Genomic DNA, 21,871 nt, shown 5'->3' on the forward strand with positions numbered 1-21,871 from the left:
CCCTCAGAGTAACGAAGCCGGATCGACGGCCCAACCCGAACGCTGCGTCACGCCCGCCCGGCATCCGCCGACAAAAGCGCGGGACTGATCCCCATGGACAAAAGCGCGGCCTGCCACTTGCGGGTGTCCGGCGTCTCGAACACGATCTCCGGTGTCGCATCGCAACTGAGCCAGCCGTTCTGCCCGATCTCGCCCTCAAGCTGCCCTGGCCCCCAACCGGCATAGCCAAGGCACAAAAGACGCTCCCTCGGTCCACCGCCTTGGGCCATATCGCGCAGAATGTCGCGCGAGGCGGTCATGGCATAACCGGACCCAACGTCCATCGAAGCGTGATCGGCGTCGTAATCCGTGCTGTGCAGCACGAATCCCCGCCCAACCTCGACGGGTCCGCCAAAATGCACCGGCAAGGGCCGCATGTCCGGCGTGGGGCGGATTTCGAGCTGGGAAAACACGTCGGAGACGGAGATGTCCTGTGACACCTTGTTGATCATCAGCCCCATCGCACCGTCATCGGAATGAGCACACATGAATACCACTGCGCCGTTGAAACGCGGATCGCCAATGCCCGGCATCGCGATGAGAAGTTTTCCGGTGAGGTCAGACGATTGAGCTTCCATATCCCCACCTCATCGCATGACGCGCCGGGGTGCAAGGCTTCGCGATGGAAAAGACATAATTTCGCGTTTCCGGGGCAACACAGGTCCGCGATCACGCGTGGATCGTCCAAATGTGAGTTTGCGGAACGCATTTGCCTACCTATATCGGGCACATGATCCGATCTCTTGCGCCCCTTGCCTCCACCCTGTTTCTTGGCCTCGCCCTGCCTGCCTTTGCGCAGGACCCTGCCGAGATGGCCAAAATCGACATCCTGCCCGGCTGGCAGATGGAGAACGGTCATCGCATGGCCGCGATCCGGGTACAGCTTGCGCCAGGCTGGCACACCTATTGGCGCACGCCCGGAGAAACCGGCATTCCGCCCACGTTCGAGTTGAGCGGGTCGGACAATCTTGCCCGGATGGATCTGCACTGGCCGGTGCCGGAACTCTTTTCGGAAAACGGCCTGTGGTATCTGGGCTACGAACATGAACTGATCCTGCCCATCGAACTGATCCCCGAGAAGGATGGTGACATTCGCCTGTCTGGCACGATGGATCTTGGCGTGTGCAAGGACATCTGCATGCCGCTCCGGGCCACGCTCAATGCGACGCTCACGCCCGATGGAGCGGGTGGCGCGCAGACGGAGATCAGGAACGCTCTCGCCGATCAACCCAAACGCATCATCAACGCCACCTGCAAGGCCGCGCCGATCTCGGACGGGATGCGGGTTTCCGTCGATATGTCCGTGCCGGAGCTTGGCCCCTATGAGGTGGCGGTGATCGAACACCCCGACCGCTCCGTCTGGATTTCCGAAGCGGCTGTCGAGCGTGCAGGCGGTAAGATCAAGGTGGAGAGCGATCTCGTGCCCTCGGATGCGCAGCCCTTCTTTATCGACCGCTCACAACTGACCATCACCGTGATCGGCAACGGCACAGCCTATGAGGCGCAGGGCTGCTCCGGCAACTGAGCTATACGGCCTTATGCGTTCGTTGCGCCATCGTCACGGCCAAAATCGCATAGATCGCAGAGAACACCAGCAAAAGCCCCAACAGAAACAGTCCAAACGCTACGGCAAAGCTCGCAGCGCCGAAAAGCGCGGGCAGGATACCCGGCAGAACCACCGGCCCGATGGTCAGCGCGAACCATAGCACGGTGAACACACTCGCCCCGATCAACGCCTTACCCACCACACCGCTGCGATTGGGGTGACGCAACCCGCGGCGCAAGGCGGCAATCTGCCGTGCAACATCAAGCTGCATCGCCAGAATGGCGGGCACCATGACCAGAACGATCACCATACCGAAGCCCAAGCCATAGGCCAACGTGATCACTGTCGGCTTGAGGAACTGCGCATCGGCGGAGGTCTCGTAGAGCAGGGGCGCAAGACCCAGAACCGTGGTCAGCGTGGTCAGCATCACGGGCCGCAGCCGGTCCACCGCCGCGTCGATCATCGCGGGAACCAATCCACGATCATGAGCATATTCATCCACCGTGGACACCAGAACGATGGAGTCGTTGATGATGATCCCGGTCATGCCGATGAGCCCGACGACGGAGAACATCGAGAGAGGCACCTCCCAGAGCGCATGGCCATGGATTGCCCCAATCAATCCGAAGGGAATGACCGACATGACCACCACGGGGCGGGTCCAGCTTGAGAAAATCCACGCAAGCGTCAGGTAGATGCCGAGCAGAACGCCCGAAAGCCCCAGAAACGCATCGGAGAGAAAGCGGTTTTCCTGTTCTGACAGACCGGAAATCCGGTGGGTCACACCATAGGTCTCGTCGATCTCCGGCAGGATCTCATTGGTGATCTCGTCCTGAATTTCACTGGCGCGCGCGGCATTGTCCTCGCTCAGATCGCCGGTGACGGAAATGATCCGCAAACCGTTTTCGCGCCGCACGGTCGAGAAACCGGTCGTGCGCGTCACCGTCACGATGTCCGCAAGCGGCACATAGGCGCCCGAAGACGTGCGCATCCGGGTCCGGCTAAGAAAATCGGCGGTCAGTTCGTCTTCGGGCAGTTCCACCTGAATCGTCGCGGTGCGAGTGCCCGCCGGATAGGTCGCCGCCTCGATCCCGCCGAGACGATGGGTCAGCACACTGCCCAGATCGTTGATGTTGAACCCGAGCGCCTCACCCTGTGGTGTCAGTTCGAGGATCAGTTCTTCCTTGTCATAGGACAGATTGTCCTCAAGCGCCGAAACCTCCGGAAATTGCCCAAGACGCGCCTTGAGCGCCTCTGCCGCGGCCTTGAGTATTTCCGAATTCGCGCCGTAAAGCTCGACGTCGATTGCATCGCCACCGGGGCCGAACTGCCCGCGCCGGAACGACACGGTCTCGGCGAGAGGATGATTGACCACCTCTTCCTGAAGATCGCTGACGAAGGCGAAGGAGGAATAGGGCCGCAGATCGGCGTCGATCAGTTCGATTGTGATACCGCCCAGTTGATAATCCTCCTTGGTGCTCGTCCCCGACAGACCGCGTCCGGCATTCGATCCGATCTGCGCCACCGCATAGGCCAAGGGATTGGTGCCGTATTCCTCTTCGTACCGGGCCGCAACCGCTTCGGTCGCCCGCTGCAATTCACGCAACATCGCCAGCGTATCGCTGCGCACGGCGCTGGGGGCCATGGCGATATTACCGCTGATCACCGGCTGTTCGGGGGAATTGAAGAAGCGCCATTGCACCTGACCCGAAATCAACAGGGAAAGCTGGATCATCAGAAGCAGGATACCTGCGGCCACGACCGGATAACGCAGCCGGATCGACCATGTGACCACGGGCCGGAACAACCGTTCTCGGAAAACCCGAAACCCCTTGTCGACCTGGCGCGAGGGCCAGTCGTACCAATGGGTTCTGGCATGTGCGGCCAGAGAATGGCTCAGGTGGTTGGGCAGGATGATAAAACATTCCATCAGCGAGGCGATCAGCACCACGATCACGGTGAAGGGAATGTCGGAGATCATATCCCCGAAACGCCCCGAAATGGCCGTCAGCCCGAGAAAGGCGATCACCGTGGTGATGGTCGAGGAAAACACCGGCGCGAACATCCGTCGCGCGGCATTCTCGGAGGCCTCGACAGCGCTCTCCCCCAGACGTCTCACACGAAAATCCGCGTGTTCGCCGACGACAATCGCGTCATCGACCACGATGCCCAGCGTGATGATCAGCGCGAAAAGAGAGATCATGTTGATCGTGATCCCGACGGCATACATCAGCGCAATCGCCGACAGCATTGCCACAGGAATACCCGCCGCCACCCAGATCGCGGTGCGCGCGTTCAGGAACAGGAACAGAAGCACCAGAACGAGCCCGAGCCCCATCGCCCCGTTCGAAAGCAGGAGATCGAGCCGCGCCTGAATCGACTCCGCCCGCGTGCGATAGAGATCGAGCGTCACACCCTCGGGGAGGGTCCCCGCCATCTCGGCGGTGACATCCTCGACAATGCCCTGAATCCCGATTGAATCGCCCTGATCGGAACGCGCCACCTGCACCGATACCGCCGGGTTGTCACCGACGAAAAACGCCTCATTGCGGTCCACACCTTCGACACGAATCTGCGCCACATCGCCAATGGTCAGTTTCGAACCGTCGTCATTGGTTCGCAGGACAATCCCCGCAATATCCGCCGCGCCGCGCTTTTCCACCCCGGCCCGCACACGCGACCCGCCCGACCCGACATTCCCCGCCGGGCTGGTGTCGGCTTCGGCGGCGATGGCGCTGGCGATCTCGGCCATGGATATATCGTGCTCGATCAGGCTCAGCGTCGGCACTTCGACGATGGTCTCTGGCGCGGCAACCCCGGAGATCGTGGTCCGCGTCACACCTCTCGCAAACAAACGGGCCACCAGTTCGTCGGCAAACCGCGCCAGTTGATCGAGCCCCACGGGTCCGGTGATCGCCACATCGGTCACCCTGTCGCTCCAGCCGCCCCATTGCACCACCGGATCGTCGGCCCCCTCGGGCAGGTTCGTCACCGTATCGAGCGCGGCGTTCACATCGTCGGCAGCGCGCTGGATGTCCCAACCGGGTTCGAATTCAAGCGTGATATTGCCACGCCCTTCGATCGAGGTGGCACTGCTCTCCAACACGCCTTCGACGGCCAGAAGCGTCGGCTCCAGCACCTGCACGATGGCATTGTCCACATCTTCCGGCCCCGCCCCTTCCCACGGAACAGAGACCCGCACGCTATCGACGACCACATCCGGAAAGAATTGCGAACGCATCTTCGGCAGGGAGGCAAGCCCCGCTGCCAGAAGCAGCACAAGCACGAGGTTCGCGGCGGTCCGGTGCCGGGTGAAATAGGACAGAAGCCCCTTGGCGTTCATCAGGCTACGTGCGCTCATGGGGTTCAACTCCCCATCCGTTGCTCAAGCCGCTCCAGAAGATCGGCGGGCACTTTTTCGGCGGCGAGCTGTTCGAGCACCCGTGTCCGCATCTCCTCCGGCATTTTCGTGTTGTTCGAAACGAATTCCAGAAGGGCCGCGCGGCGTTCCTCGCTCAGTTCAATCATCTCCACGCCGCCCCCTGCGGCAGAAGCTTCCGCGCCGTTGACCTTTACCCGGATACCCGCGCCCAGAAGTGGCGTGCGCTCGGTGACGATCTGACGCCCGACAAGCCCCTCCGCCCCGATGATCACATCGTCCCCCTGACGGCGCAGCACCGGCACGGCGACCTCTTCGAGACGGCTTTGTTCGGTCACCGCGAGCACGGTGTCATTCCCCGCCACGGCGGTTGCAGGCACAAGCGCAACCCCGGAAAGCTCAGGTTCCTCAAGCTCGACCGTAACGAAATCGCCAGGCCGAAAACCCGGCGCGGCGTCGAGACGGGCATAGAGCATGCGCCCGCTCTGCCCCTCGGCAACAGCGGCGCTTTCACGCACCACCTGCCCCTTGGCCGACAGTGCCAGCCCCGCAACATCGAGCGTCACTGTGACTTCCATCTGCGGTAGCACGCCCCGATCCTGCACCAGACGGGCATATTGTTCGGTCGAGATGCGGAATGCGACCTCAAGCTCCTGCGGCGCGATCAGCGTCGCGAATTGTTCGTTACTGCTCAAAAGCGTGCCCAACGCACCGGACACATCGCTCAACACCCCGTCGAAAGCCGCCGTGACGGTCATGTCCTCCAGCGTGCGCCGCACCTCGTCGAGGGCGATTTCCGCGCGAAGCACTGCGGTTCTCGCACTGTCCACCGCCGCTTCCTTGTCCGCAAGCGACTGGCGTTTGGACAAAACCGACTGCTCCGCCGCCGCATGAGACAGCGCGGCCTCTTCGAGCGAGGCCGCAGAACCGACACCACGGTCGAACAGCCCCTGCTGACGATCAAGAGCGGCCTTACGCAGATCGAGCTGCGCCCGTGCGGCGGCGAGATCGTCGGCGGCAATCTCTTTCGCACGCTCGGCTTCACGCAAATCGGCATCGGCCTCCAGAAGATCGGCCTCGGACACGCGCACCGCCGCCTCCGCATCCGCCGTGTCGATTTTCAGGATTACCTCACCGGCCTTGACCCCCCCGCCTTCTTCGAAAGCCTCGGACAGCACGACGATCCGCCCTGCCGCCGGCGCACGCAACTCAAGGTTTCGGCGCGCAGCAACTTCGCCATAGCTTGTGAGGACAGGAACGATGTGTTGCGGTTGGACCTCGATCACATTGACCGCGAACTGACGCTCGCGCGCCTGTGGCGGCATGTTCTCAGTGGCGCGGCGCGCCTCGAACGCGGAACGAACCTTGTAGCCAGCCCCTGCGAGCAGGGCGAGCGTGACAACTGTCAGGAAAAGTCCGGTCAGGGAACGGCGGAGAAATCGCATGCAGAGAAACCCTTGGCTGGCCTGGCTGTGGTTCGAGAAAGCGGACGAAACCGTCGCACCGATGAATGCTCATCATACGGCGGGAATTTGAAAACCCGACGCGCTTTTTTGTCACTTCACAGGATTGTTGGTCACTTGCGCCGCTTGTGCTCTTCGAGCCGCGGGAAGATTTCCACGAAATTACAGGGCCGGTGCCGGTAATCGAGCTGATATTTCAGGATCTCGTTCCAGGCATCCTTGCAGGCTCCCGTGGACCCCGGCAGCGCAAACAGGTACGTGCCACCTGCAACTCCACCCGTGGCGCGCGACTGAATGGCGGAAGTGCCGATTTTCTGCATGGATACGATGGTAAAGACCGTGCCAAAGGCGTCGATTTCCTTTTCATAGACATCGCGATGCGCCTCCACGGTCACGTCACGTCCGGTCAGGCCCGTGCCGCCAGTGGAGATCACCACATCGACATCCTTATCGTCGATCCACGCCTGAAGCGTGTCACGGATCAGCGCCCGGTCGTCGGTGACGATCTTGCGATCTGCAACTTTGTGCCCCGCCTCTTCGATCATTTTCACCAAGGTGTCCCCGGATTTATCGTCCTCGAACGTGCGTGTGTCCGAGACCGTCAGCACGGCGATGCGGACGGGAATGAAATCGAGGCTTTCGTCAATGCGGCTCATGCGCGGCGCTCCGTGGCGAGTTTCAGGGCGAGCAGTCCGAAAACGGATGCGGAGAGGTAACGTAACAGGCGCTCGGCGCGCTGACTGCGTGCCAAAACGCCACCAAAACCGACGGCGAACCAGCCTACAGCCGCGTTGATGAAAAACCCGCCCAGTGAAATCACCGCGCCAAAAATCAGGAACTGGCCGAGTACACTTCCGCGCGTCGGGTCGACGAATTGCGGGATGAAAGCGAGGATGAAGAGGATCACCTTCGGGTTCGAGACATTGACCAGAAAGCCTTCGCGAAAAGCGCGGGCGGGGGATTTCATCGTCTGACCCGTCGCCCCGACCTCATGCGGGCTGCGCAGCGTGCGGATCGCCAGCCAGACCAGATAAGCGACCCCGATCCAGCGGATCGTCGAGAAAAGATGCGGGCTGGCGGCGACCAGCGCGCCGAGACCGAGCCCGGCCAGAGTGACATTCACCATCGACCCGGCTGATATCCCCGCACTCGCCGCCACGGCGGCCCGCCGGTTGCCCCGCAACCCCTGCGCCAGACAGAACATCATATCCGCCCCCGGCGTCATGTTGAGCGCCAGAGCGGCAGGCAAAAAAGCCGCGAGCGTCAGCGGATCGACGATCATGACGCACCTTTCAGCCGGGCCTGAATATCCAGAAGATCGGCCCAGGCGTCGCGTTTCGCAATCGGATTGCGCAGGAGATAAGCCGGGTGGGTCATCGGCATGGCGGGTTTGCCCAGCACCGTCTGCCAGTTGCCCCTGAGCCGTGTGATCCCGGCCCGGCCCAGCAAAGCGGTACAGGCCCAGTTGCCCATGAGCACAATCACCTCCGGGTCCGCCAGTTCGATATGGCGAATGAGGAAGGGTTTGAGCATGGCGATCTCGGCGGGCGTCGGATCGCGGTTCTCGGGCGGACGCCACGGGATCGGGTTGGTGATATAGAGCGCATGCTCGCTGTCGGGTGAATGGCGGTCCAGCCCAATGGCCGCGAACATCTTGTCCAGCAACTGCCCGGAGCGTCCGACGAAAGGCTTGCCCTGAATGTCCTCGTCCCGCCCCGGCGCTTCGCCGACGATCATCACACGCGCCTTCGGATTGCCGTCCGAAAACACCAGATTGCGCGCGCCACGCTTGAGATCGCAATAGTCGAAGCCCGCCAGAACCTCGCGCAAGCCCTCCAGAGAGACGACACTCTTTGCAAGCTGAACGGCGACCTCGACGCCCTCCTCCGTGCGCGAGAGCTTCGACCCCTGATCGACCGGCGCGTCTTTCACGGCCTGCACCTTCGCCGGTTTCGGCGCGTGATCCGGCAGCTCATAGCGATTGACCGGCGCATCCATGATGGCCTCGGTCACGCCGAGGTCCACCTGCCACTCCAACAGAGCGTGCGCCTGCCAATAGTCGATCTGAGTCTCCATGACGACCAAGCTACAGGCCGGACCCGCGAAGGTAAATCACTCGTGAGAACGATAACGCACATTGCCCGCTCCCGCACAGCTTTCTATAAGCGGATCAAAGATACCAGAGGGGGGCACCATGGCATTCCGGCAAAAACACCTTTTGGGGATCGAGCCGCTTCACCCCGAAGAGATCACCACCGTTCTCGACGTGGCCGAACGCTATGTCGATCTGAACCGGCAGTCGGAAAAACACGCCGACGCGCTCAGGGGTCTCACCCAGATCAACATGTTCTTCGAGAACTCGACACGCACGCAGTCGTCTTTCGAGTTGGCGGGCAAACGGCTTGGGGCCGATGTGATGAACATGTCGATGCAGGCCAGCTCGATCAAGAAGGGCGAGACCCTGATCGACACGGCCCTGACACTCAACGCCATGCATCCCGATCTTCTGGTGGTGCGGCATCCGCATTCCGGGGCGGTCGATCTTTTGTCGCAAAAGGTCAACTGTGCCGTGCTGAACGCGGGCGATGGCAAGCATGAACACCCGACGCAGGCTTTGCTCGATGCTCTGACAATCCGGCGCGCCAAGGGGCGGCTCCATCGCCTCAACATCGCAATTTGCGGAGACGTGACCCACTCCCGCGTCGCGCGGTCTAATCTCATGCTTCTGGGCAAGATGGAAAACCGCGTGCGCCTTGTCGGCCCACCCACTCTGGTGCTTGGGCAGTTCCGCGAATTCGGCTGCGAGATTTACGACGACATGGCCGAAGGGCTGAAAGACGTCGATGTGGTGATGATGCTGCGGCTTCAGAAAGAGCGGATGGACGGGGGCTTCATCCCGTCTGAGCGTGAATATTTCTATCGCTACGGTTTGGACGCCGAGAAACTGGCGCACGCAAAACCCGACGCCATCGTCATGCACCCCGGCCCGATGAATCGCGGCGTCGAGATCGACGGCACCATTGCCGACGACATCAACCGCTCGGTCATTCAGGAACAGGTGGAGATGGGAGTCGCCGTACGCATGGCCGCAATGGATTTGCTGGCGCGCAACCTGCGTGCATCCCGTGAGGCTGAAAAAGGAGTCATGGTGTGAACGATCCGCAAGACATCCCCAAAACCGGCGGGCGCTTCGTCTGGATCCTGTCCTATGACGGGCCGGTGAAGGATTTGAATGCCGATCTGATTTCATCTGCGGGATTTGCCGAGGCGCTTGGTCTCTGGACCCCGCCCGACACCGATGCGGTGGAGTGGTTCGATCTTGCGGCGATGAAGGATTATGGCTTTGCCCGCTATCTCGGTGAGGCCAGCGGGTTCGACATCGGTCAGGATGCGGACAAGCTCGATGCGCTCACCGGCGTCGTGATGATGCTCTATTCGACCGGGCTTGACGAAAAGGACACACGGCTGTCCCCCGAGCTGCCCTTCTCCCTGATCGGGCGTTACGGCATGCCGGTCGAATTACCGCCCGTTGTCGGGATCGACACGGACAGCGCCAGGGGACAATTGCCGCAGGGCAAACCGCCGAAATCCGCCGCACGCATGTCCGGCATGGTCGCCACCGTCGTGCTGATCTTCCTCGCGCTCTTCGTCGCGGTGTTCGTCTGGATCGGCGGATGACCGAGGGTTGGGGCGATATCCTCTTCCCCAATGAGCGGGTGCTCTGGCAGGGCCAGCCGGATCTACGCATTCAATGGCGCGGCCCCGCCCTGCCCTTTGCTTTCTTCGGGCTGATTTTTGCGGGGTTCGCCCTGTTCTGGATGGTCATGGCCTATCGCTCCGGCGATTTCTGGCTCTTCGGCCTCATCCATTTCGTCGCGGGGCTTCTGGTCGCGCTTGGCCCCCTTCTGATCGGCCCCTTCATTGCCCGCCGCACCTGGTATTCGCTGACCACGCGCCGCGCGTTCTTTGCCAATGACCTGCCCTTTGCGGGCAAAACCCTTTTGGCGCTCGATCTGCGCCCCTCACTCGGCGTCGAGTTCGATGGCAATGAGCCCGGCACCATCCTGTTTCGCGGACGCGCCGAACCGATCGTCGGAGAGCGGTTCGACAGCACTCCCGCTTTCGCCCAAATCCATGACGCCCGCACCGTCTACGGGCTGATCCGTGACATCCAGAAAGGCTCAGTATGACCATTTTCACCAATGCCCGACTGATCGACCCCGAGGCGATGACCGATGAAACCGGCTGGCTTCGGATCGAAGGCCCGACCATCGCGGAACACGGCACCGGCATGCCGCCGATGGGCGAGAGCATCGACTGCAGTGGGCTTTGCCTTGCGCCAGGGATCGTCGATCTGGGCGTGAAGGTCTCTGAGCCGGGCGAGCGGCACAAGGAAAGCTTTGCCTCCGCAGGCCGGGCGGCCGCGGCAGGCGGGGTCACGACCATGATCACCCGCCCCGACACGCTGAACGCCATCGACAGCCCCGAAGTGCTGGAGTTCGTGCAACGCCGGGCAGCCACGGATGCCGTGGTGAAAGTGAAACACATGTCCGCACTGACCAAAGGCCGTGAAGGCCGCGAGATGGTCGAGATCGGTTTCATGCGCGACGCGGGAGCGGTTGCTTTCACCGATTGCGATCATGTGGTCGAGGACACCAAGGTTTTGCAGCGCGCGCTGACCTACGCGAAATCCACCGGCGCGCTGGTGATCGGCCACCCGCAGGAACCGGGCCTCTCGAAAGGCGCTTCTGCCACATCCGGCAAATTCGCGGCACTCAGGGGCCTGCCTTCCGTGTCGTCCATGGCCGAGCGCATGGGGCTCGACCGCGATCTGGCGCTGATCGAGATGACCGGCGTTAGCTATCACTTCGACCAGATCACCACCACCCGCGCGCTTCCGGCGCTGGAACGGGCGAAACAGAATGGCTTTGACGTCACCGCCGGGGTGTCGATCCACCATCTGACCCTGAACGAGCTGGACGTCGGCAATTACCGCACCTTCTTCAAGGTGAAGCCGCCCTTGCGCTCGGAAGACGACCGTCTTGCGATGGTGGAGGCCGTGGCCTCCGGCTTGATCGACGTGATCTCTTCGATGCACACACCGCAGGACGAAGAGAGCAAACGCCTGCCGTTTGAGGAGGCCGCCTCCGGGGCCGTGGCGCTTGAGACCCTGCTGCCTGCCGCGATGCGTCTTTACCATGCCGGGCAACTCACCCTGCCGGAACTGTTCCGCGCCATGGCGTTCAACCCGGCGAAACGCCTGGGACTCGAAAGTGGGCGACTGGTTGAAGGCGCGCCCGCCGATCTCGTGCTCTTCGACCCGGATGCGCCCTTTGTTCTGGATCGCTTCACCTTGCGGTCGAAATCAAAAAACACCCCCTTTGACGGCGCGAAAATGCAGGGCAAGGTGAAAGGCACCTGGGTCGACGGGCTTCGGGTCTATGAGGGCTGATCCTTTTGGATCGCGTCGAAAATTGAGTATTTGAACCATCAGAAAGCCAGCAGGACAGATTCATGAGCTTCATCGCCACCGCCATCCTCGCCTATCTCCTCGGCTCGATCCCCTTCGGCATCGTCATGGCACGCCTGTTCGGGCTTGGCGATCTGCGCCAGATCGGTTCGGGCAACATCGGCGCGACGAATGTCCTGCGCACCGGCAACAAGCTGGCCGCGTTTCTCACGCTCCTGGGCGACAGCGGCAAAGGCGCGCTGGCGGTGGTCATCGCGCGCATTCTTGTGGGCGAACAGGCGGCGGGGATCGCGGGGCTTTGCGCCATGCTCGGGCATCTTTACCCGGTGTTCCTGCGCTTCAAGGGTGGCAAGGGGGTCGCGACCTTCCTCGGCACGCTTCTGGCGCTGAGTTTTCCGGCGGGAGTTCTGGCCTGTGGCACATGGCTTCTGGTTGCGGTGATCACCCGGTATTCCAGCCTCTCGGCGCTGATCGCGGCGTTGATGGCACCGATCTACACGGCGTTCTTCTATCACCTGCATGGCGCACTTCTGGTGCTCATGCTGACAGCGCTGATTTTCTACAAACACCGTGAAAATATCATGCGCCTCAAGGCCGGTACGGAAACGAAGATCGGTAAAAAGGGCTGATTTTCCCGAAAACGCACCACCGGCGCCGCATTCCCGCCAGAATCCACGCCAAAATTGACCCCGTAATGATTTGTCGGGGGACATGATGGCCGGACCGTTGAAAGCCGTAGAAAACGGCTATTTCAGAGCTTTCAATTTCTCAGGACGCGCCTCGCGCTCCGAATTTTGGTGGTTTGCCATCTATTACACCATCGTGAGTGGTCTGCTGGTGATAGACCTTACCAATGGCGGCACCCTGTTCATCTGGTTCGTGTTGCTCAACATTATTCCCAACCTGTCGATGACCATCAGGCGACTGCATGACATTGGGCGCTCAGGTTTCTGGTTCTTCATTTCATTCGTCCCCATCGTCGGCCCGATCATTCTGCTGATCTTCTATCTCCTGCCCTCCGAGCCGCATCGCAACGTCTGGGGCGATCCGGAACATGGCGGTTCCATGCGCCCCAGAGATCGGTTTTCGGGCCGATCCGCCCAGTCCGGTTACGCGGCCCTGACACGTATCCCGGAAGCCGGGCAGGTACATTCGGATGAATTCGAAGAGGCCCGTCGACAGGAAATACACGATTATTACCGACGTCGGGTGCTTGGCCAGAACGGGTGATACGGCACGAAATTCCGGCAAGATTTCCCCTCAAGATTTCTCCTTGTGTCTTCGTCAGCCTGACCGAAGACTGGTGCAAACATCAAAGGGACATTTTCATGACATTCATCGACGCCATCACAACCTGTTTCCAGAAATACGTCACCTTTTCCGGTCGTGCCCGACGGGCGGAATATTGGTGGTGGTCGCTCTTCATCATCTTGGGAAGTATGATTTTTGGCGGGGTCGATACGGTGTTTTTCGGCGTGCCGGAAATTACCGGGCCGACCGCTGGCATTTTCAGTCTTGTCACCTTCCTACCGGGCCTGTCGGTCTGGATCCGTCGTCTGCACGACGTCGATCGGTCCGGCTGGTGGGTTTTGCTGATCCTGATCCCGGTGATCGGCTGGCTCGTCCTGCTCTACTGGGCCGTCACGCGTGGCACCACGGGTGCGAACCGTTTCGGTCCCGATCCGATCACCGGCGAGGGCACGCCCCTGTCCTATGAAAACAGCGCAATCCCGCCTGTCACGCGCCATTGACAAAACGAACAATAAAGGGGCCCGCGGGCCCCTTTCTCAATAGGAATATTCGCCAAACACGCGGGTCACGTCCCCGTTCCAGTCGGTGTTGAACCGTTCGATCAACTCCGCCGCAGGGGATTGACCCGTTTCGATGCTGTCCTTGAGTGCGTTGAGGAAATGGGTCTCGTCCGGGACCATGCCACCCGCCCCCTCACGACCGCGCGCCTTCAGCCCGCTTTCCGCAATGTTCACACATTCCCGTGCAAGATCGAGCATCCTGACGCCCCCCACCTCGGCATGAAGCGCATCGACAGAGGCCGCCACCCGCAACTCTTCGCGGAATTCGGGCGTCCAGCCCTTGATCAGATCGGTGGCGGCATCGAGCGCGGTCTGATCGTACATCAACCCGACCCAGAAAGCCGGAAGCGCACAAAGACGACGCCACGGGCCACCATCGGCGCCACGCATTTCCATGTATTTCTTGATCCGCGCCTCAGGGAAGAGCGTCGTGAGGTGATCGGCCCAGTCGGAAAGCGTCGGCTTTTCGCCGGGCATCGCGGGCAGCTCGCCCTTGAGAAAATCGCGGAAGGACTGACCGAGTGCGTTGATATACTTGCCATCGCGATAGACGAAATACATCGGCACATCGAGCGCGTATTCGACATAGCGCTCGAACCCCATGCCGTCCTCAAACACAAAGGGCAGCATGCCGGTGCGCGACGGATCGAGGTGACGCCAGATGTAAGACCGCCAGGATTTATGCCCGTTCAGCTTGCCCTCCTTGAAGGGCGAATTGGCGAAAAGCGCGGTGGCAACCGGTTGCAGCGCCAGGGCGGTACGGAATTTCTGCACCATATCCGCCTCGGACGCGAAATCGAGGTTCACCTGCACGGTGCAGGTCCGGCGCATCATCTGCGTGCCGGTGGTGCCCACCTTGTCCATATAGGCGTCCATGAGCTTGTAACGGCCCTTGGGCATCAAAGGCATCTCGTCATGGGTCCAGCTCGGCGCCATGCCCAACCCGATGAAGCGCGCGCCGATCTCATCGGCCACCGTGTGCACTTCCTTGAGGTGTTCGTTCACCTCGTCACAGGTCTGGTGAATATTGTCCAGAGGCGCGCCTGAAAGCTCAAGCTGCCCGCCCGGCTCAAGCGAAACATTCGCACCGTTCAACTCCAACCCGATGAGATATTCACCCTCGAAAATCGGGTTCCAGCCGTAGCGATCCTGCAAACCTTCGAGGATTGCCTTGATCGAACGCTCGCCAGCATAGGGCAAGGGCATCAGCTTGTCTTCGCAATAGCCGAACTTCTCGTGTTCGGTGCCAATCTTCCACTGATCCTTCGGCTTGCATCCCTCTTCGAAATATCCAACGAGGTCGTCATAGCTTTCGATCGGGCCGCCGCCGGATTGGGGGATGGACATATGGGGATACTCCGAAGCGTTTCTTGGTCCGGTAGAGATGTGGCAAGCGCCCAAGGAAGTCAATGCGACCGTCGTGTTCCCGGTCGCGTGCTCAGTGCAGAACCGCTGTGCGTTTGCGCCAGATCACCACAGGTTTATCGGGATTGGATTTGATTTCGCGGAGCATTTTTTCGGTTTCCAACCCTTCAAGCCCGACGAAGACATCGAACAGAGCCTCCGCCCCATGAGCATTGAGCGGGATGGTCAGAGGCGTCTGCCCGTAGGCGTCGATCTGCCAATGAGCATGGCCTTTCGGACCGGGGAGAAGCGTCACGGAGGAAATCGCACCGATCTCGATCTGACCGCCGGTGAGTGGGGAAAAGAAACTGACGACGCCCTCGTCCACCTCCACCGCACCGAAGCCTCCCCCGCCCTGAGAGAAACGGGCGCGTTGCACGGCGGCGAAGGCAAAGATCACGGCAATACCGGTCACAATGAGGGCGATCCAGCGCATGACGCCATAAGATGAAAGCGACCACCACGCGAAGAGCGCCACGAATACGAGCCCGACAATCACCTCGCGCCAGCGGAACAAGGCCGCTCTGATTTCCGGCCTCACGACCAATCCCCAAGCTGTTGTTGCCAGACGGTCATCGCCGCCACCGCTGCCGTGTCGGCGCGCAGGATACGGGGGCCCAACGAAACGGCATGAGCATAAGGCAGTGCGTGGAGGCGCTTGCGCTCAACGTCCGAGAACCCGCCCTCGGGACCGATCAGAATGGCCCATTTGCCGTCCTTCACATCGCCAAGCGCTTCGGCAGCCCCCACAAGCGTTTCGTCGCAGAACATGATCTGACGCTCTTCGTCCCAGTCCGTGAGCAGGCGGTCGAGCTTTTGCAAATCGGCCACCTCGGGCACATAGGTCCCACCGCATTGCTCAGCGGCCTCAATGGCATGGGCCTGCAACCGGTCCTGCCGGATGCGTTCGGAATTGGTGAAATCGGTCTGAACGGGAACAATACGTTTCGCACCCATCTCGGCGGCTTTCTCGACAATGAAATCGGTGCGCGCCTTCTTGATCGGCGCAAAGAGCAACCAGAGATCGGGCGGCATTTGCAGCTCGCGTGTTTTCTCGACACAGGTGAGGACACCACCGCGTTTGCCCGCCTCGGCCACTTCCGCCACGAACTCCCCGTCACGGGAGTTGAACAGCGCGACATAAGCGCCCGTTGTCAGCCGCATCACCCCGAAAAGGTAATGTGCTTGCTCCCGTTCCAGAGGAATGGATTGCCCCTCGGACAGAGGGTGATCTACATAGAGCCTGATTTTCGCTTCAACCATGGATCCTACATATGACCGATCATCGCGTGACGCCAGAGCAGACCGGACAAGTGGCCGATGCGGTCAAGGGCAACTGGGTGGACCATAAAGCCCCCGCATGGACGCGGCCCTATCTGCGCCTGTCGCGGGCGGACCGGCCCGTGGGCACATGGTTGTTGCTCATCCCCTGCTGGTGGGGGGCGCTTCTGGCCTCGGCAGAAGCGGGGTCGCTCAACCTGCGCACGGTCTGGATCATGATCGGTTGCGCGCTTGGCGCATGGCTGATGCGCGGGGCGGGCTGTACATGGAACGACATCACCGACCGGGATTTCGACGACAAGGTCGAGCGCACGAAAAGCCGCCCGATCCCCTCGGGGCAAGTCACGGTGAAACAGGCCGCCACATGGATGATCGTGCAAAGCCTCATCGCCTGTGCGATCCTTCTCACGTTCGGCAAGCTCGCGATCCTTTTGGGCGTCGCCTCCCTGATCCCTGTCGCGATCTATCCCTTTGCCAAACGATTTACATGGTGGCCGCAGGTGTTCCTTGGCATCGCCTTCAACTGGGGGGCGCTTCTGGCCTATGCCGCCGTCGCGGGCAAACTCAGTACAGCGCCGGTGTTCCTCTATCTTGCTGGCATCGCATGGACGATTTTCTACGATACGATCTATGCCCATCAGGATAAGGAAGACGATGCGCTGATCGGGGTGAAATCCACCGCGCGGCGCTTTGGCGAAGAGACTCCGCGCTGGCTCAAACGCTTTCTCGTGATCACCGTCGTCCTGATGGCCGCAGGCATCATCGAGGCGCTGAGCGAGCGCTCGGTTCTGGCGCTTGTCGTGGCACTTGGCGCACCTTGGGCAATGGGGTTACATATGACCTGGCAGATGTCGCGTCTTGACACGGACAACCCCGATGTTTGCCTGAAACTTTTCCGTGCCAACCGCGATACCGGCCTTCTGGCTGCGCTGTTTCTTGCCATTGCGATCTTCCTTTGATTGCAGCCTTGGACCGAACCCCCTAAGACAAAGGCCACATCTCACAACAGGCCACTTCGTTTGATGCGTATATCCAGCTTCCTGCCCGTCTTCGCCGCACTGATCCTTGGTTCCGTCCTCTGTCTGGCCGGTGCCGCGATCGGAGCCCGGTTCATCGAAAGCACCTCGACCAAAGCCGTCGAGAACCAGATGAACCTGCAAGGCTATGACTGGGTTGATGTCGAAGGCGACGGGTTGCAGATCGTTCTGACCGGTGTGGCCCCGGACGAACAGACGCAACTCGCCGCTCAGCGCGCCGCCGGTCATGTGGTCGATCCGGCGCGGGTGATCAACGTGATGAACGTGGTCCAACAGGAAGACATCCCCGCCCCGCGCTTTTCTATCGAGATTCTGCGCAACGACAATGGCATCTCCCTGATCGGCCTCGTGCCCTCCTCCTGGGATCGCGCCCGCTTCATCGAGCGCCTCAAGAAATCGAGCGGCACGGGCTCCATCGCCGATCTGATGGAGCAGGCAGATTACCCACAACCCGAAACCTGGGACGAAGCCATGGAATTCGGGCTCGACGCCATTGCGCTTTTGCCGCGCTCGAAAATCTCTCTTGCCGCCGATGAGATCACCGTTACGGCACTCGCCGAGAGCAAGGCACAGAAAGCCGCTTTCGAAAAGGAACTGAAAGCCGAATTGCCGGAGACGATCCGCACCCGGCTCGACATCGCCGCCCCCCGTCCGGTGATCACGCCTTTCACTGCGCGTTTCCTGATCGACGAAACCGGACCGCATTTTGACGCCTGCGTGGCGGAAACCCCGCAAGGACATCTGCGCATTCTGGCCGCCGCGAAATCGCTTGGCATCGACGATCCGCATTGCACCGTGGGGCTCGGCGCACCGTCCGCACAATGGGCCGTCGCGGTGGAAACCGGGATGCGGGCACTCGCCGAGCTTGGGCAGGGCAGCATCACCTTTACCGATGGCGATGTGAACCTGATCGCAGCGGAAGGTACCTCCCCCGCCCTGTTCGACAAGGTGGTGGGGGAGTTGGAGGCCGATCTGCCCCCGACCTTCATCCTGCACTCCACCCTGCCGCAACCTGAAGAAGCCGACGCGGAGGAAGCCCGCCCCGAGTTCGTGGTCACCCGCTCTCCGGAAGGTCAAACCCAACTGCGCGGACGGATTTCCGACGCGCGCAGCAAACAGGCAACCGAAGCACTGGCCCGGGCCGAGTTCGGATCGCATTCGGTCTATTCAGCTACGCGGATCGACGACACCCTGCCCTCCGGCTGGGCGATGCGGGCCATGGCCGTGATCGAAGCGCTTGGAGAGGTGACCCGTGGTTCCGCCATCATGACCGAAGACACTGTCGAGATCCGCGGAGAGACCGGGAACGAGAACGCCAAGGCCGCGATTGCCGGTATCCTGTCCGACAAGCTCGGCGATGGCGCAGAATTCACCATCGACGTGAACTATGTGAAGAAACTCGACCCGGTGCTCGATCTGCCGACGCCGGAGGAATGCGTCGCCAATGCCAATGCCATTATCGCCAGTTCCAAGATCGTTTTCGATCCCGGTTCGGTCGAACTCAATGCCGAGGCCAATGACACACTGGACCGCATCGCGTCAGCCCTCAAGGATTGCGAAGATGTCGAAATGGAGATCGGTGGCCATACCGACAGCCAGGGCGGCGAGACGATGAACCTCAACCTTTCGACACAACGCGCCAATTCCGTACTCGATGGACTCTTGATGCGCCGCGTGGCCGGGGTAAGCTTTACCGCGAAAGGCTATGGTGAAAGCGAACCGATTGCCGACAACGGCACGGAAGAAGGTCGTGAGGAAAACCGTCGGATCGAATTCAAACTGCTGAACGCAGACATGCCGGAAGAACCGCAGGGGGAAAATGCGGCCACCGGCACGACGACCGAAACCGGTGCGGAAACCGCGGACGGGACAGAGAACGGGGACACGGAATGAACAGAACCGAATTGATCATCGCCACGGCGATCGTGCTATTCATCGCCTTCCTGATGGGATGGTTCGCGCATTGGCTGGTGCATCGGTTCGTGCGGGTCGGTCAGGGGGAGATGAACGATCTCGATACCATGGCGCAGCAATTGCACGAAGCCGAGGAAGAGCGCGATCAGGCCATCGCCTATTACCAGCACCGCGAAGCGGAGATGACAACGCAGAGCAACCAGACCGAAGCGGAACTGCGTGCCGCGATGGACGGGCTGCGCGAAGCGCGCCAGGAAGCCGAGGAACTCCGGGCCTATATCGAACGGATGAACGCGGGCTGAGACCCGCGTTTTTTGCTGCCGAGAATGCGTCACGGCTGGAAGGGCGAACCACCGCTCACCAAGGCTGATTGGCGGGGCCGACCGTGAATTCGTTGACAGTCGTGTCCTCCGGCAGATCAAGCGCAAAACTCACCACCTTCGCGACACGGTCCGGCGAGATGCCAAAGGCGTCATACACACCCTGCATCCCATCCGCCGCCTGTTGATCCGTGATCGTGTCCAACAATTCGGTGTTGATCGCAGCCGGATAAAGCGTCGCGGTCCGGATATTGGTCCTCTCCATCGCGGCCTCCATCCGCAGAACCTCCATGAAGTCGCGCACGAACCATTTCGTGCCACCATAGATCGCGGTTCCGGGATAGGCCTTGAGCCCGGCCACAGAGGACACCGCGAGGATATGCCCGGATTTCTGCGCAAGAAAGTCCGGCATCACGGCAGCGACACCGTTCAGAACTCCATTGATATTCACATCGACCATCTGCCTCCATTCATCGGTTTTCAATGCCGAGACGTTGCTGACCGGCATGATCCCCGCGTTCAGAAAGATCGCATCGACACGCCCGAAATTTTGCTTGGCGAAGGCCACGATCGCGGCATTCTCCTCCGGCTTCGTCACATCGAGCGCTTGATAAACGGCCTCGCCGCCCGCCGCCTTTATGTCATTGGCGATTTGCCTGAGTTTGTCTTCGCGGCGCGCACCGAGCACGACCTTTGCACCTTTTGCAGCGATTTCCTTGGCTGTGGCCTCGCCGATACCGGACGAAGCGCCGGTGATGATGACAACTTTATCCTTGATCATGTTTGTATCCTCTTTGAGTATCTTGTGCGCGATCAGGCGCCATATTCTGCGTCGGAGACATGCTCCATCCACTCGACGACTCGACCATTCCCGACTTCTTGAATTGCGATGTGGGTCATCGCACTGTCCGGGGTCGCGCCATGCCAGTGCTTCTCACCGGGCGCGAACCAGACGACATCTCCGGTGCGGATGGTCTCGATCGGACCGCCGAACCGCAGAACACGACCGACACCATCCGTCACAATGAGGATTTGTCCGAGCGGGTGCGTATGCCATGCGGTGCGTGCGCCGGGCTGAAAGGTGACACTTGCGCCCTGAACCCGATCTTTGTCGAACCCATTGAACAACATCTCGACCTCGACCGATCCGGTGAACCAGTCATTTGGCCCCATCATTTTCGGCAGGTCTTTTGCGTGGATGATTTCCATGCTGCATCCTTCCAGTCTTTTCGTTGTCGATGGATATCTAAGGCTGGACTCGCTATTCGATTAGAGATCATAATCGGGATGAACTAATGAGTTTTACTCAGCAATGGCGCGCGACGAATTAGGAGACTTGCGGGCATTTCTTGCGGTTGCCGAAGCACGCAGCTTTACCAAGGCCGCGGCACGGCTCGGTGTGTCGTCTTCCGCTCTGAGCCATACGATCCGATCCCTGGAAGAACGGCTTGGCCTGCGCCTTCTGGCACGCACGACTCGCAGCGTTGCCACAACGGAGGCCGGCGAGCGCCTTTTCAATACCATTGCCCCGCATTTCGAACAGATCCACGCGGAACTCGACGCCCTGAGCGAGTTACGGGACAAACCGTCGGGCACGGTGCGGATCAGTTCCGGAGAACATGCTGCGGAGACACTCCTGCGCCCGACGCTCGCCAGTTTCCTGCCCGAATACCCGGACATCAATGTCGAAGTGTCGATCGACAACGGACTGGTCGATATCGTCGGTGAACATTTCGACGCGGGTGTGCGCCTTGGCGAGTCGATCAGCAAGGACATGATTGCCGTGCGGATCGGGCCGGATTGGCGGTTTCTCGTGGTCGGGATACCGGACTATTTTACCGGTCGACCGTCTCTGGAGCACCCAAGCGATCTGACCCGACATCAATGCATTAATCTGCGCCTGACCTCAGCAGGGGGGCTCTATGCCTGGGAATTCGAAAAGGACGGGCGTGAAACAATCGTCAGGGTCGGCGGCCAACTGACCTATGACAGCATCCTGTCGGTGTTACATGCGGCATTGGACGGGCATGGGCTGGCCTTTGTACCAGAAGACCTGGCGCAACCTTATATCGCTCAAGGCCGATTACAGGTGGCATTGAGCGACTGGTGTCCGCCGATTCAGGGCTATCACCTCTATTATCCGAACCGCAGACTGGCCTCCCCGGCCTTTACCCGGTTCGTGGAGGCGTTACGCTACCGAGGCTGAG

The 21,871-nt window shown here is 60.8% G+C and carries 23 protein-coding genes; 12 read left to right on the forward strand and 11 right to left on the reverse strand.

Features of this window, described 5'->3' with window-relative positions; genetic code table 11:
• Positions 1 to 47: 47 nt before the first annotated feature.
• A complete protein-coding gene (locus C8N42_RS08705) occupies positions 48 to 617 on the reverse strand; it encodes a YqgE/AlgH family protein (RefSeq protein WP_107816171.1) in 570 nt (189 codons plus the stop codon).
• A 131-nt stretch (positions 618 to 748) separates the two neighbouring features.
• Between C8N42_RS08705 and C8N42_RS08710 the strand changes: the two genes are divergently transcribed.
• The gene (locus tag C8N42_RS08710) at positions 749 to 1,564 is read left to right on the forward strand and encodes a protein-disulfide reductase DsbD domain-containing protein (RefSeq protein WP_146168255.1); all 816 of its coding nucleotides are present in this window, start codon (positions 749 to 751) and stop codon (positions 1,562 to 1,564) included.
• Between the two features lies 1 nt (position 1,565).
• On the opposite strand, the gene C8N42_RS08715 is transcribed toward C8N42_RS08710, so the two are convergent.
• From C8N42_RS08715 to C8N42_RS08735, 5 genes are all read right to left on the reverse strand, one after another.
• Entirely contained in the window at positions 1,566 to 4,946 is a 3,381-nt protein-coding gene (locus C8N42_RS08715; RefSeq protein WP_107816173.1) for an efflux RND transporter permease subunit, read from the reverse strand.
• A 5-nt stretch (positions 4,947 to 4,951) separates the two neighbouring features.
• A complete protein-coding gene (locus C8N42_RS08720; protein ID WP_107816174.1) occupies positions 4,952 to 6,409 on the reverse strand; it encodes an efflux RND transporter periplasmic adaptor subunit in 1,458 nt (485 codons plus the stop codon).
• A 131-nt stretch (positions 6,410 to 6,540) separates the two neighbouring features.
• Positions 6,541 to 7,083: a molybdenum cofactor biosynthesis protein B gene (gene moaB / locus C8N42_RS08725; protein WP_107816175.1), complete on the reverse strand. Its 543-nt coding sequence runs from the start codon at positions 7,081 to 7,083 to the stop codon at positions 6,541 to 6,543.
• On the reverse strand, positions 7,080 to 7,706 hold the full coding sequence (locus C8N42_RS08730) for a LysE family translocator (RefSeq protein ID WP_107816256.1): 627 nt from the start codon (positions 7,704 to 7,706) through the stop codon (positions 7,080 to 7,082). Before C8N42_RS08730 ends, moaB begins: the two co-directional genes overlap by 4 nt.
• Positions 7,706 to 8,503, reverse strand: coding sequence for a uracil-DNA glycosylase (locus C8N42_RS08735; RefSeq protein ID WP_107816176.1), 798 nt, complete (start codon positions 8,501 to 8,503; stop codon positions 7,706 to 7,708). The genes C8N42_RS08730 and C8N42_RS08735 overlap by 1 nt, the downstream gene beginning before the upstream one ends.
• A gap of 118 nt (positions 8,504 to 8,621) precedes the next feature.
• Between C8N42_RS08735 and C8N42_RS08740 the strand changes: the two genes are divergently transcribed.
• The 7 genes from C8N42_RS08740 to C8N42_RS08770 all read left to right on the forward strand — a co-directional run bounded on the left by C8N42_RS08740 (position 8,622) and on the right by C8N42_RS08770 (position 13,648).
• Positions 8,622 to 9,581, forward strand: coding sequence for an aspartate carbamoyltransferase catalytic subunit (locus C8N42_RS08740; protein WP_107816177.1), 960 nt, complete (start codon positions 8,622 to 8,624; stop codon positions 9,579 to 9,581).
• Entirely contained in the window at positions 9,578 to 10,105 is a 528-nt protein-coding gene (locus tag C8N42_RS08745) for a hypothetical protein (protein ID WP_107816178.1), read from the forward strand. Before C8N42_RS08740 ends, C8N42_RS08745 begins: the two co-directional genes overlap by 4 nt.
• On the forward strand, positions 10,102 to 10,617 hold the full coding sequence (locus C8N42_RS08750; RefSeq protein WP_107816179.1) for an aspartate carbamoyltransferase catalytic subunit: 516 nt from the start codon (positions 10,102 to 10,104) through the stop codon (positions 10,615 to 10,617). The genes C8N42_RS08745 and C8N42_RS08750 overlap by 4 nt, the downstream gene beginning before the upstream one ends.
• Positions 10,614 to 11,879: a dihydroorotase gene (gene pyrC, locus C8N42_RS08755; protein WP_107816180.1), complete on the forward strand. Its 1,266-nt coding sequence runs from the start codon at positions 10,614 to 10,616 to the stop codon at positions 11,877 to 11,879. The genes C8N42_RS08750 and pyrC overlap by 4 nt, the downstream gene beginning before the upstream one ends.
• Positions 11,880 to 11,941: 62 nt before the next feature.
• Positions 11,942 to 12,526 (forward strand): glycerol-3-phosphate 1-O-acyltransferase PlsY, encoded by a 585-nt coding sequence (plsY, locus tag C8N42_RS08760; protein WP_107816181.1) that lies wholly within the window; start codon positions 11,942 to 11,944, stop codon positions 12,524 to 12,526.
• Positions 12,527 to 12,608: 82 nt separating this feature from the next.
• The gene (locus C8N42_RS08765) at positions 12,609 to 13,127 is read left to right on the forward strand and encodes a DUF805 domain-containing protein (protein WP_107816182.1); all 519 of its coding nucleotides are present in this window, start codon (positions 12,609 to 12,611) and stop codon (positions 13,125 to 13,127) included.
• A gap of 98 nt (positions 13,128 to 13,225) precedes the next feature.
• Positions 13,226 to 13,648, forward strand: coding sequence for a DUF805 domain-containing protein (locus tag C8N42_RS08770; RefSeq protein ID WP_107816183.1), 423 nt, complete (start codon positions 13,226 to 13,228; stop codon positions 13,646 to 13,648).
• A 36-nt stretch (positions 13,649 to 13,684) separates the two neighbouring features.
• Here C8N42_RS08770 and C8N42_RS08775 read toward each other — a convergent pair whose 3' ends face one another.
• The 3 genes from C8N42_RS08775 to C8N42_RS08785 all read right to left on the reverse strand — a co-directional run bounded on the left by C8N42_RS08775 (position 13,685) and on the right by C8N42_RS08785 (position 16,375).
• Positions 13,685 to 15,055: a glutamate--cysteine ligase gene (locus tag C8N42_RS08775; protein WP_107816184.1), complete on the reverse strand. Its 1,371-nt coding sequence runs from the start codon at positions 15,053 to 15,055 to the stop codon at positions 13,685 to 13,687.
• Between the two features lie 91 nt (positions 15,056 to 15,146).
• Positions 15,147 to 15,653, reverse strand: a complete 507-nt coding sequence (locus C8N42_RS08780) for a hypothetical protein (protein ID WP_107816185.1) — start codon at positions 15,651 to 15,653, stop codon at positions 15,147 to 15,149.
• Positions 15,650 to 16,375 carry a 16S rRNA (uracil(1498)-N(3))-methyltransferase gene (locus C8N42_RS08785; RefSeq protein WP_107816186.1) on the reverse strand — a complete coding sequence of 242 codons (726 nt, stop codon included), beginning with the start codon at positions 16,373 to 16,375 and terminating at the stop codon, positions 15,650 to 15,652. Before C8N42_RS08785 ends, C8N42_RS08780 begins: the two co-directional genes overlap by 4 nt.
• An 11-nt stretch (positions 16,376 to 16,386) precedes the next feature.
• On the opposite strand from C8N42_RS08785, the gene ubiA reads away from it, so the two are divergent.
• The 3 genes from ubiA to C8N42_RS08800 all read left to right on the forward strand — a co-directional run bounded on the left by ubiA (position 16,387) and on the right by C8N42_RS08800 (position 19,646).
• Positions 16,387 to 17,352 carry a 4-hydroxybenzoate octaprenyltransferase gene (gene ubiA, locus C8N42_RS08790; RefSeq protein WP_107816187.1) on the forward strand — a complete coding sequence of 322 codons (966 nt, stop codon included), beginning with the start codon at positions 16,387 to 16,389 and terminating at the stop codon, positions 17,350 to 17,352.
• Positions 17,353 to 17,415: 63 nt separating this feature from the next.
• Positions 17,416 to 19,323, forward strand: a complete 1,908-nt coding sequence (locus tag C8N42_RS08795) for an OmpA family protein (RefSeq protein WP_107816188.1) — start codon at positions 17,416 to 17,418, stop codon at positions 19,321 to 19,323.
• Positions 19,320 to 19,646: a hypothetical protein gene (locus C8N42_RS08800; protein WP_107816189.1), complete on the forward strand. Its 327-nt coding sequence runs from the start codon at positions 19,320 to 19,322 to the stop codon at positions 19,644 to 19,646. Before C8N42_RS08795 ends, C8N42_RS08800 begins: the two co-directional genes overlap by 4 nt.
• A 55-nt stretch (positions 19,647 to 19,701) precedes the next feature.
• Here C8N42_RS08800 and C8N42_RS08805 read toward each other — a convergent pair whose 3' ends face one another.
• Both C8N42_RS08805 and C8N42_RS08810 read right to left on the reverse strand, forming a co-directional pair.
• The gene (locus tag C8N42_RS08805) at positions 19,702 to 20,445 is read right to left on the reverse strand and encodes an SDR family oxidoreductase (RefSeq protein WP_107816190.1); all 744 of its coding nucleotides are present in this window, start codon (positions 20,443 to 20,445) and stop codon (positions 19,702 to 19,704) included.
• 32 nt (positions 20,446 to 20,477) lie between these two features.
• On the reverse strand, positions 20,478 to 20,873 hold the full coding sequence (locus C8N42_RS08810) for a (R)-mandelonitrile lyase (protein WP_107816191.1): 396 nt from the start codon (positions 20,871 to 20,873) through the stop codon (positions 20,478 to 20,480).
• A 103-nt stretch (positions 20,874 to 20,976) separates the two neighbouring features.
• Here C8N42_RS08810 and C8N42_RS08815 point away from each other — a divergent pair, with 103 nt between their 5' ends.
• Positions 20,977 to 21,870 carry a LysR family transcriptional regulator gene (locus tag C8N42_RS08815; protein ID WP_107816192.1) on the forward strand — a complete coding sequence of 298 codons (894 nt, stop codon included), beginning with the start codon at positions 20,977 to 20,979 and terminating at the stop codon, positions 21,868 to 21,870.
• The last annotated feature ends 1 nt before the right edge of the window (position 21,871 follow it).

Origin of the sequence: Celeribacter persicus (assembly GCF_003050785.1) — a bacterium.
In the GTDB taxonomy this organism is placed as follows: Bacteria; Pseudomonadota; Alphaproteobacteria; order Rhodobacterales; family Rhodobacteraceae; genus Celeribacter; species Celeribacter persicus.

What these genes read in the sequence shown, in the direction of transcription:
- C8N42_RS08705 (WP_107816171.1), bottom strand. Translation starts at nt 617, where the DNA reads ATGGAAGCTCAATCGTCTGACCTCACCGGAAAACTTCTCATCGCGATG.
- C8N42_RS08715 (WP_107816173.1), bottom strand. Translation starts at nt 4,946, where the DNA reads ATGAGCGCACGTAGCCTGATGAACGCCAAGGGGCTTCTGTCCTATTTC.
- C8N42_RS08720 (WP_107816174.1), bottom strand. Translation starts at nt 6,409, where the DNA reads ATGCGATTTCTCCGCCGTTCCCTGACCGGACTTTTCCTGACAGTTGTC.
- moaB (WP_107816175.1), bottom strand. Translation starts at nt 7,083, where the DNA reads ATGAGCCGCATTGACGAAAGCCTCGATTTCATTCCCGTCCGCATCGCC.
- C8N42_RS08735 (WP_107816176.1), bottom strand. Translation starts at nt 8,503, where the DNA reads ATGGAGACTCAGATCGACTATTGGCAGGCGCACGCTCTGTTGGAGTGG.
- C8N42_RS08740 (WP_107816177.1), top strand. Translation starts at nt 8,622, where the DNA reads ATGGCATTCCGGCAAAAACACCTTTTGGGGATCGAGCCGCTTCACCCC.
- C8N42_RS08750 (WP_107816179.1), top strand. Translation starts at nt 10,102, where the DNA reads ATGACCGAGGGTTGGGGCGATATCCTCTTCCCCAATGAGCGGGTGCTC.
- pyrC (WP_107816180.1), top strand. Translation starts at nt 10,614, where the DNA reads ATGACCATTTTCACCAATGCCCGACTGATCGACCCCGAGGCGATGACC.
- plsY (WP_107816181.1), top strand. Translation starts at nt 11,942, where the DNA reads ATGAGCTTCATCGCCACCGCCATCCTCGCCTATCTCCTCGGCTCGATC.
- C8N42_RS08765 (WP_107816182.1), top strand. Translation starts at nt 12,609, where the DNA reads ATGATGGCCGGACCGTTGAAAGCCGTAGAAAACGGCTATTTCAGAGCT.
- C8N42_RS08770 (WP_107816183.1), top strand. Translation starts at nt 13,226, where the DNA reads ATGACATTCATCGACGCCATCACAACCTGTTTCCAGAAATACGTCACC.
- C8N42_RS08775 (WP_107816184.1), bottom strand. Translation starts at nt 15,055, where the DNA reads ATGTCCATCCCCCAATCCGGCGGCGGCCCGATCGAAAGCTATGACGAC.
- C8N42_RS08785 (WP_107816186.1), bottom strand. Translation starts at nt 16,375, where the DNA reads ATGGTTGAAGCGAAAATCAGGCTCTATGTAGATCACCCTCTGTCCGAG.
- ubiA (WP_107816187.1), top strand. Translation starts at nt 16,387, where the DNA reads ATGACCGATCATCGCGTGACGCCAGAGCAGACCGGACAAGTGGCCGAT.
- C8N42_RS08795 (WP_107816188.1), top strand. Translation starts at nt 17,416, where the DNA reads ATGCGTATATCCAGCTTCCTGCCCGTCTTCGCCGCACTGATCCTTGGT.
- C8N42_RS08800 (WP_107816189.1), top strand. Translation starts at nt 19,320, where the DNA reads ATGAACAGAACCGAATTGATCATCGCCACGGCGATCGTGCTATTCATC.
- C8N42_RS08805 (WP_107816190.1), bottom strand. Translation starts at nt 20,445, where the DNA reads ATGATCAAGGATAAAGTTGTCATCATCACCGGCGCTTCGTCCGGTATC.
- C8N42_RS08810 (WP_107816191.1), bottom strand. Translation starts at nt 20,873, where the DNA reads ATGGAAATCATCCACGCAAAAGACCTGCCGAAAATGATGGGGCCAAAT.
- C8N42_RS08815 (WP_107816192.1), top strand. Translation starts at nt 20,977, where the DNA reads ATGGCGCGCGACGAATTAGGAGACTTGCGGGCATTTCTTGCGGTTGCC.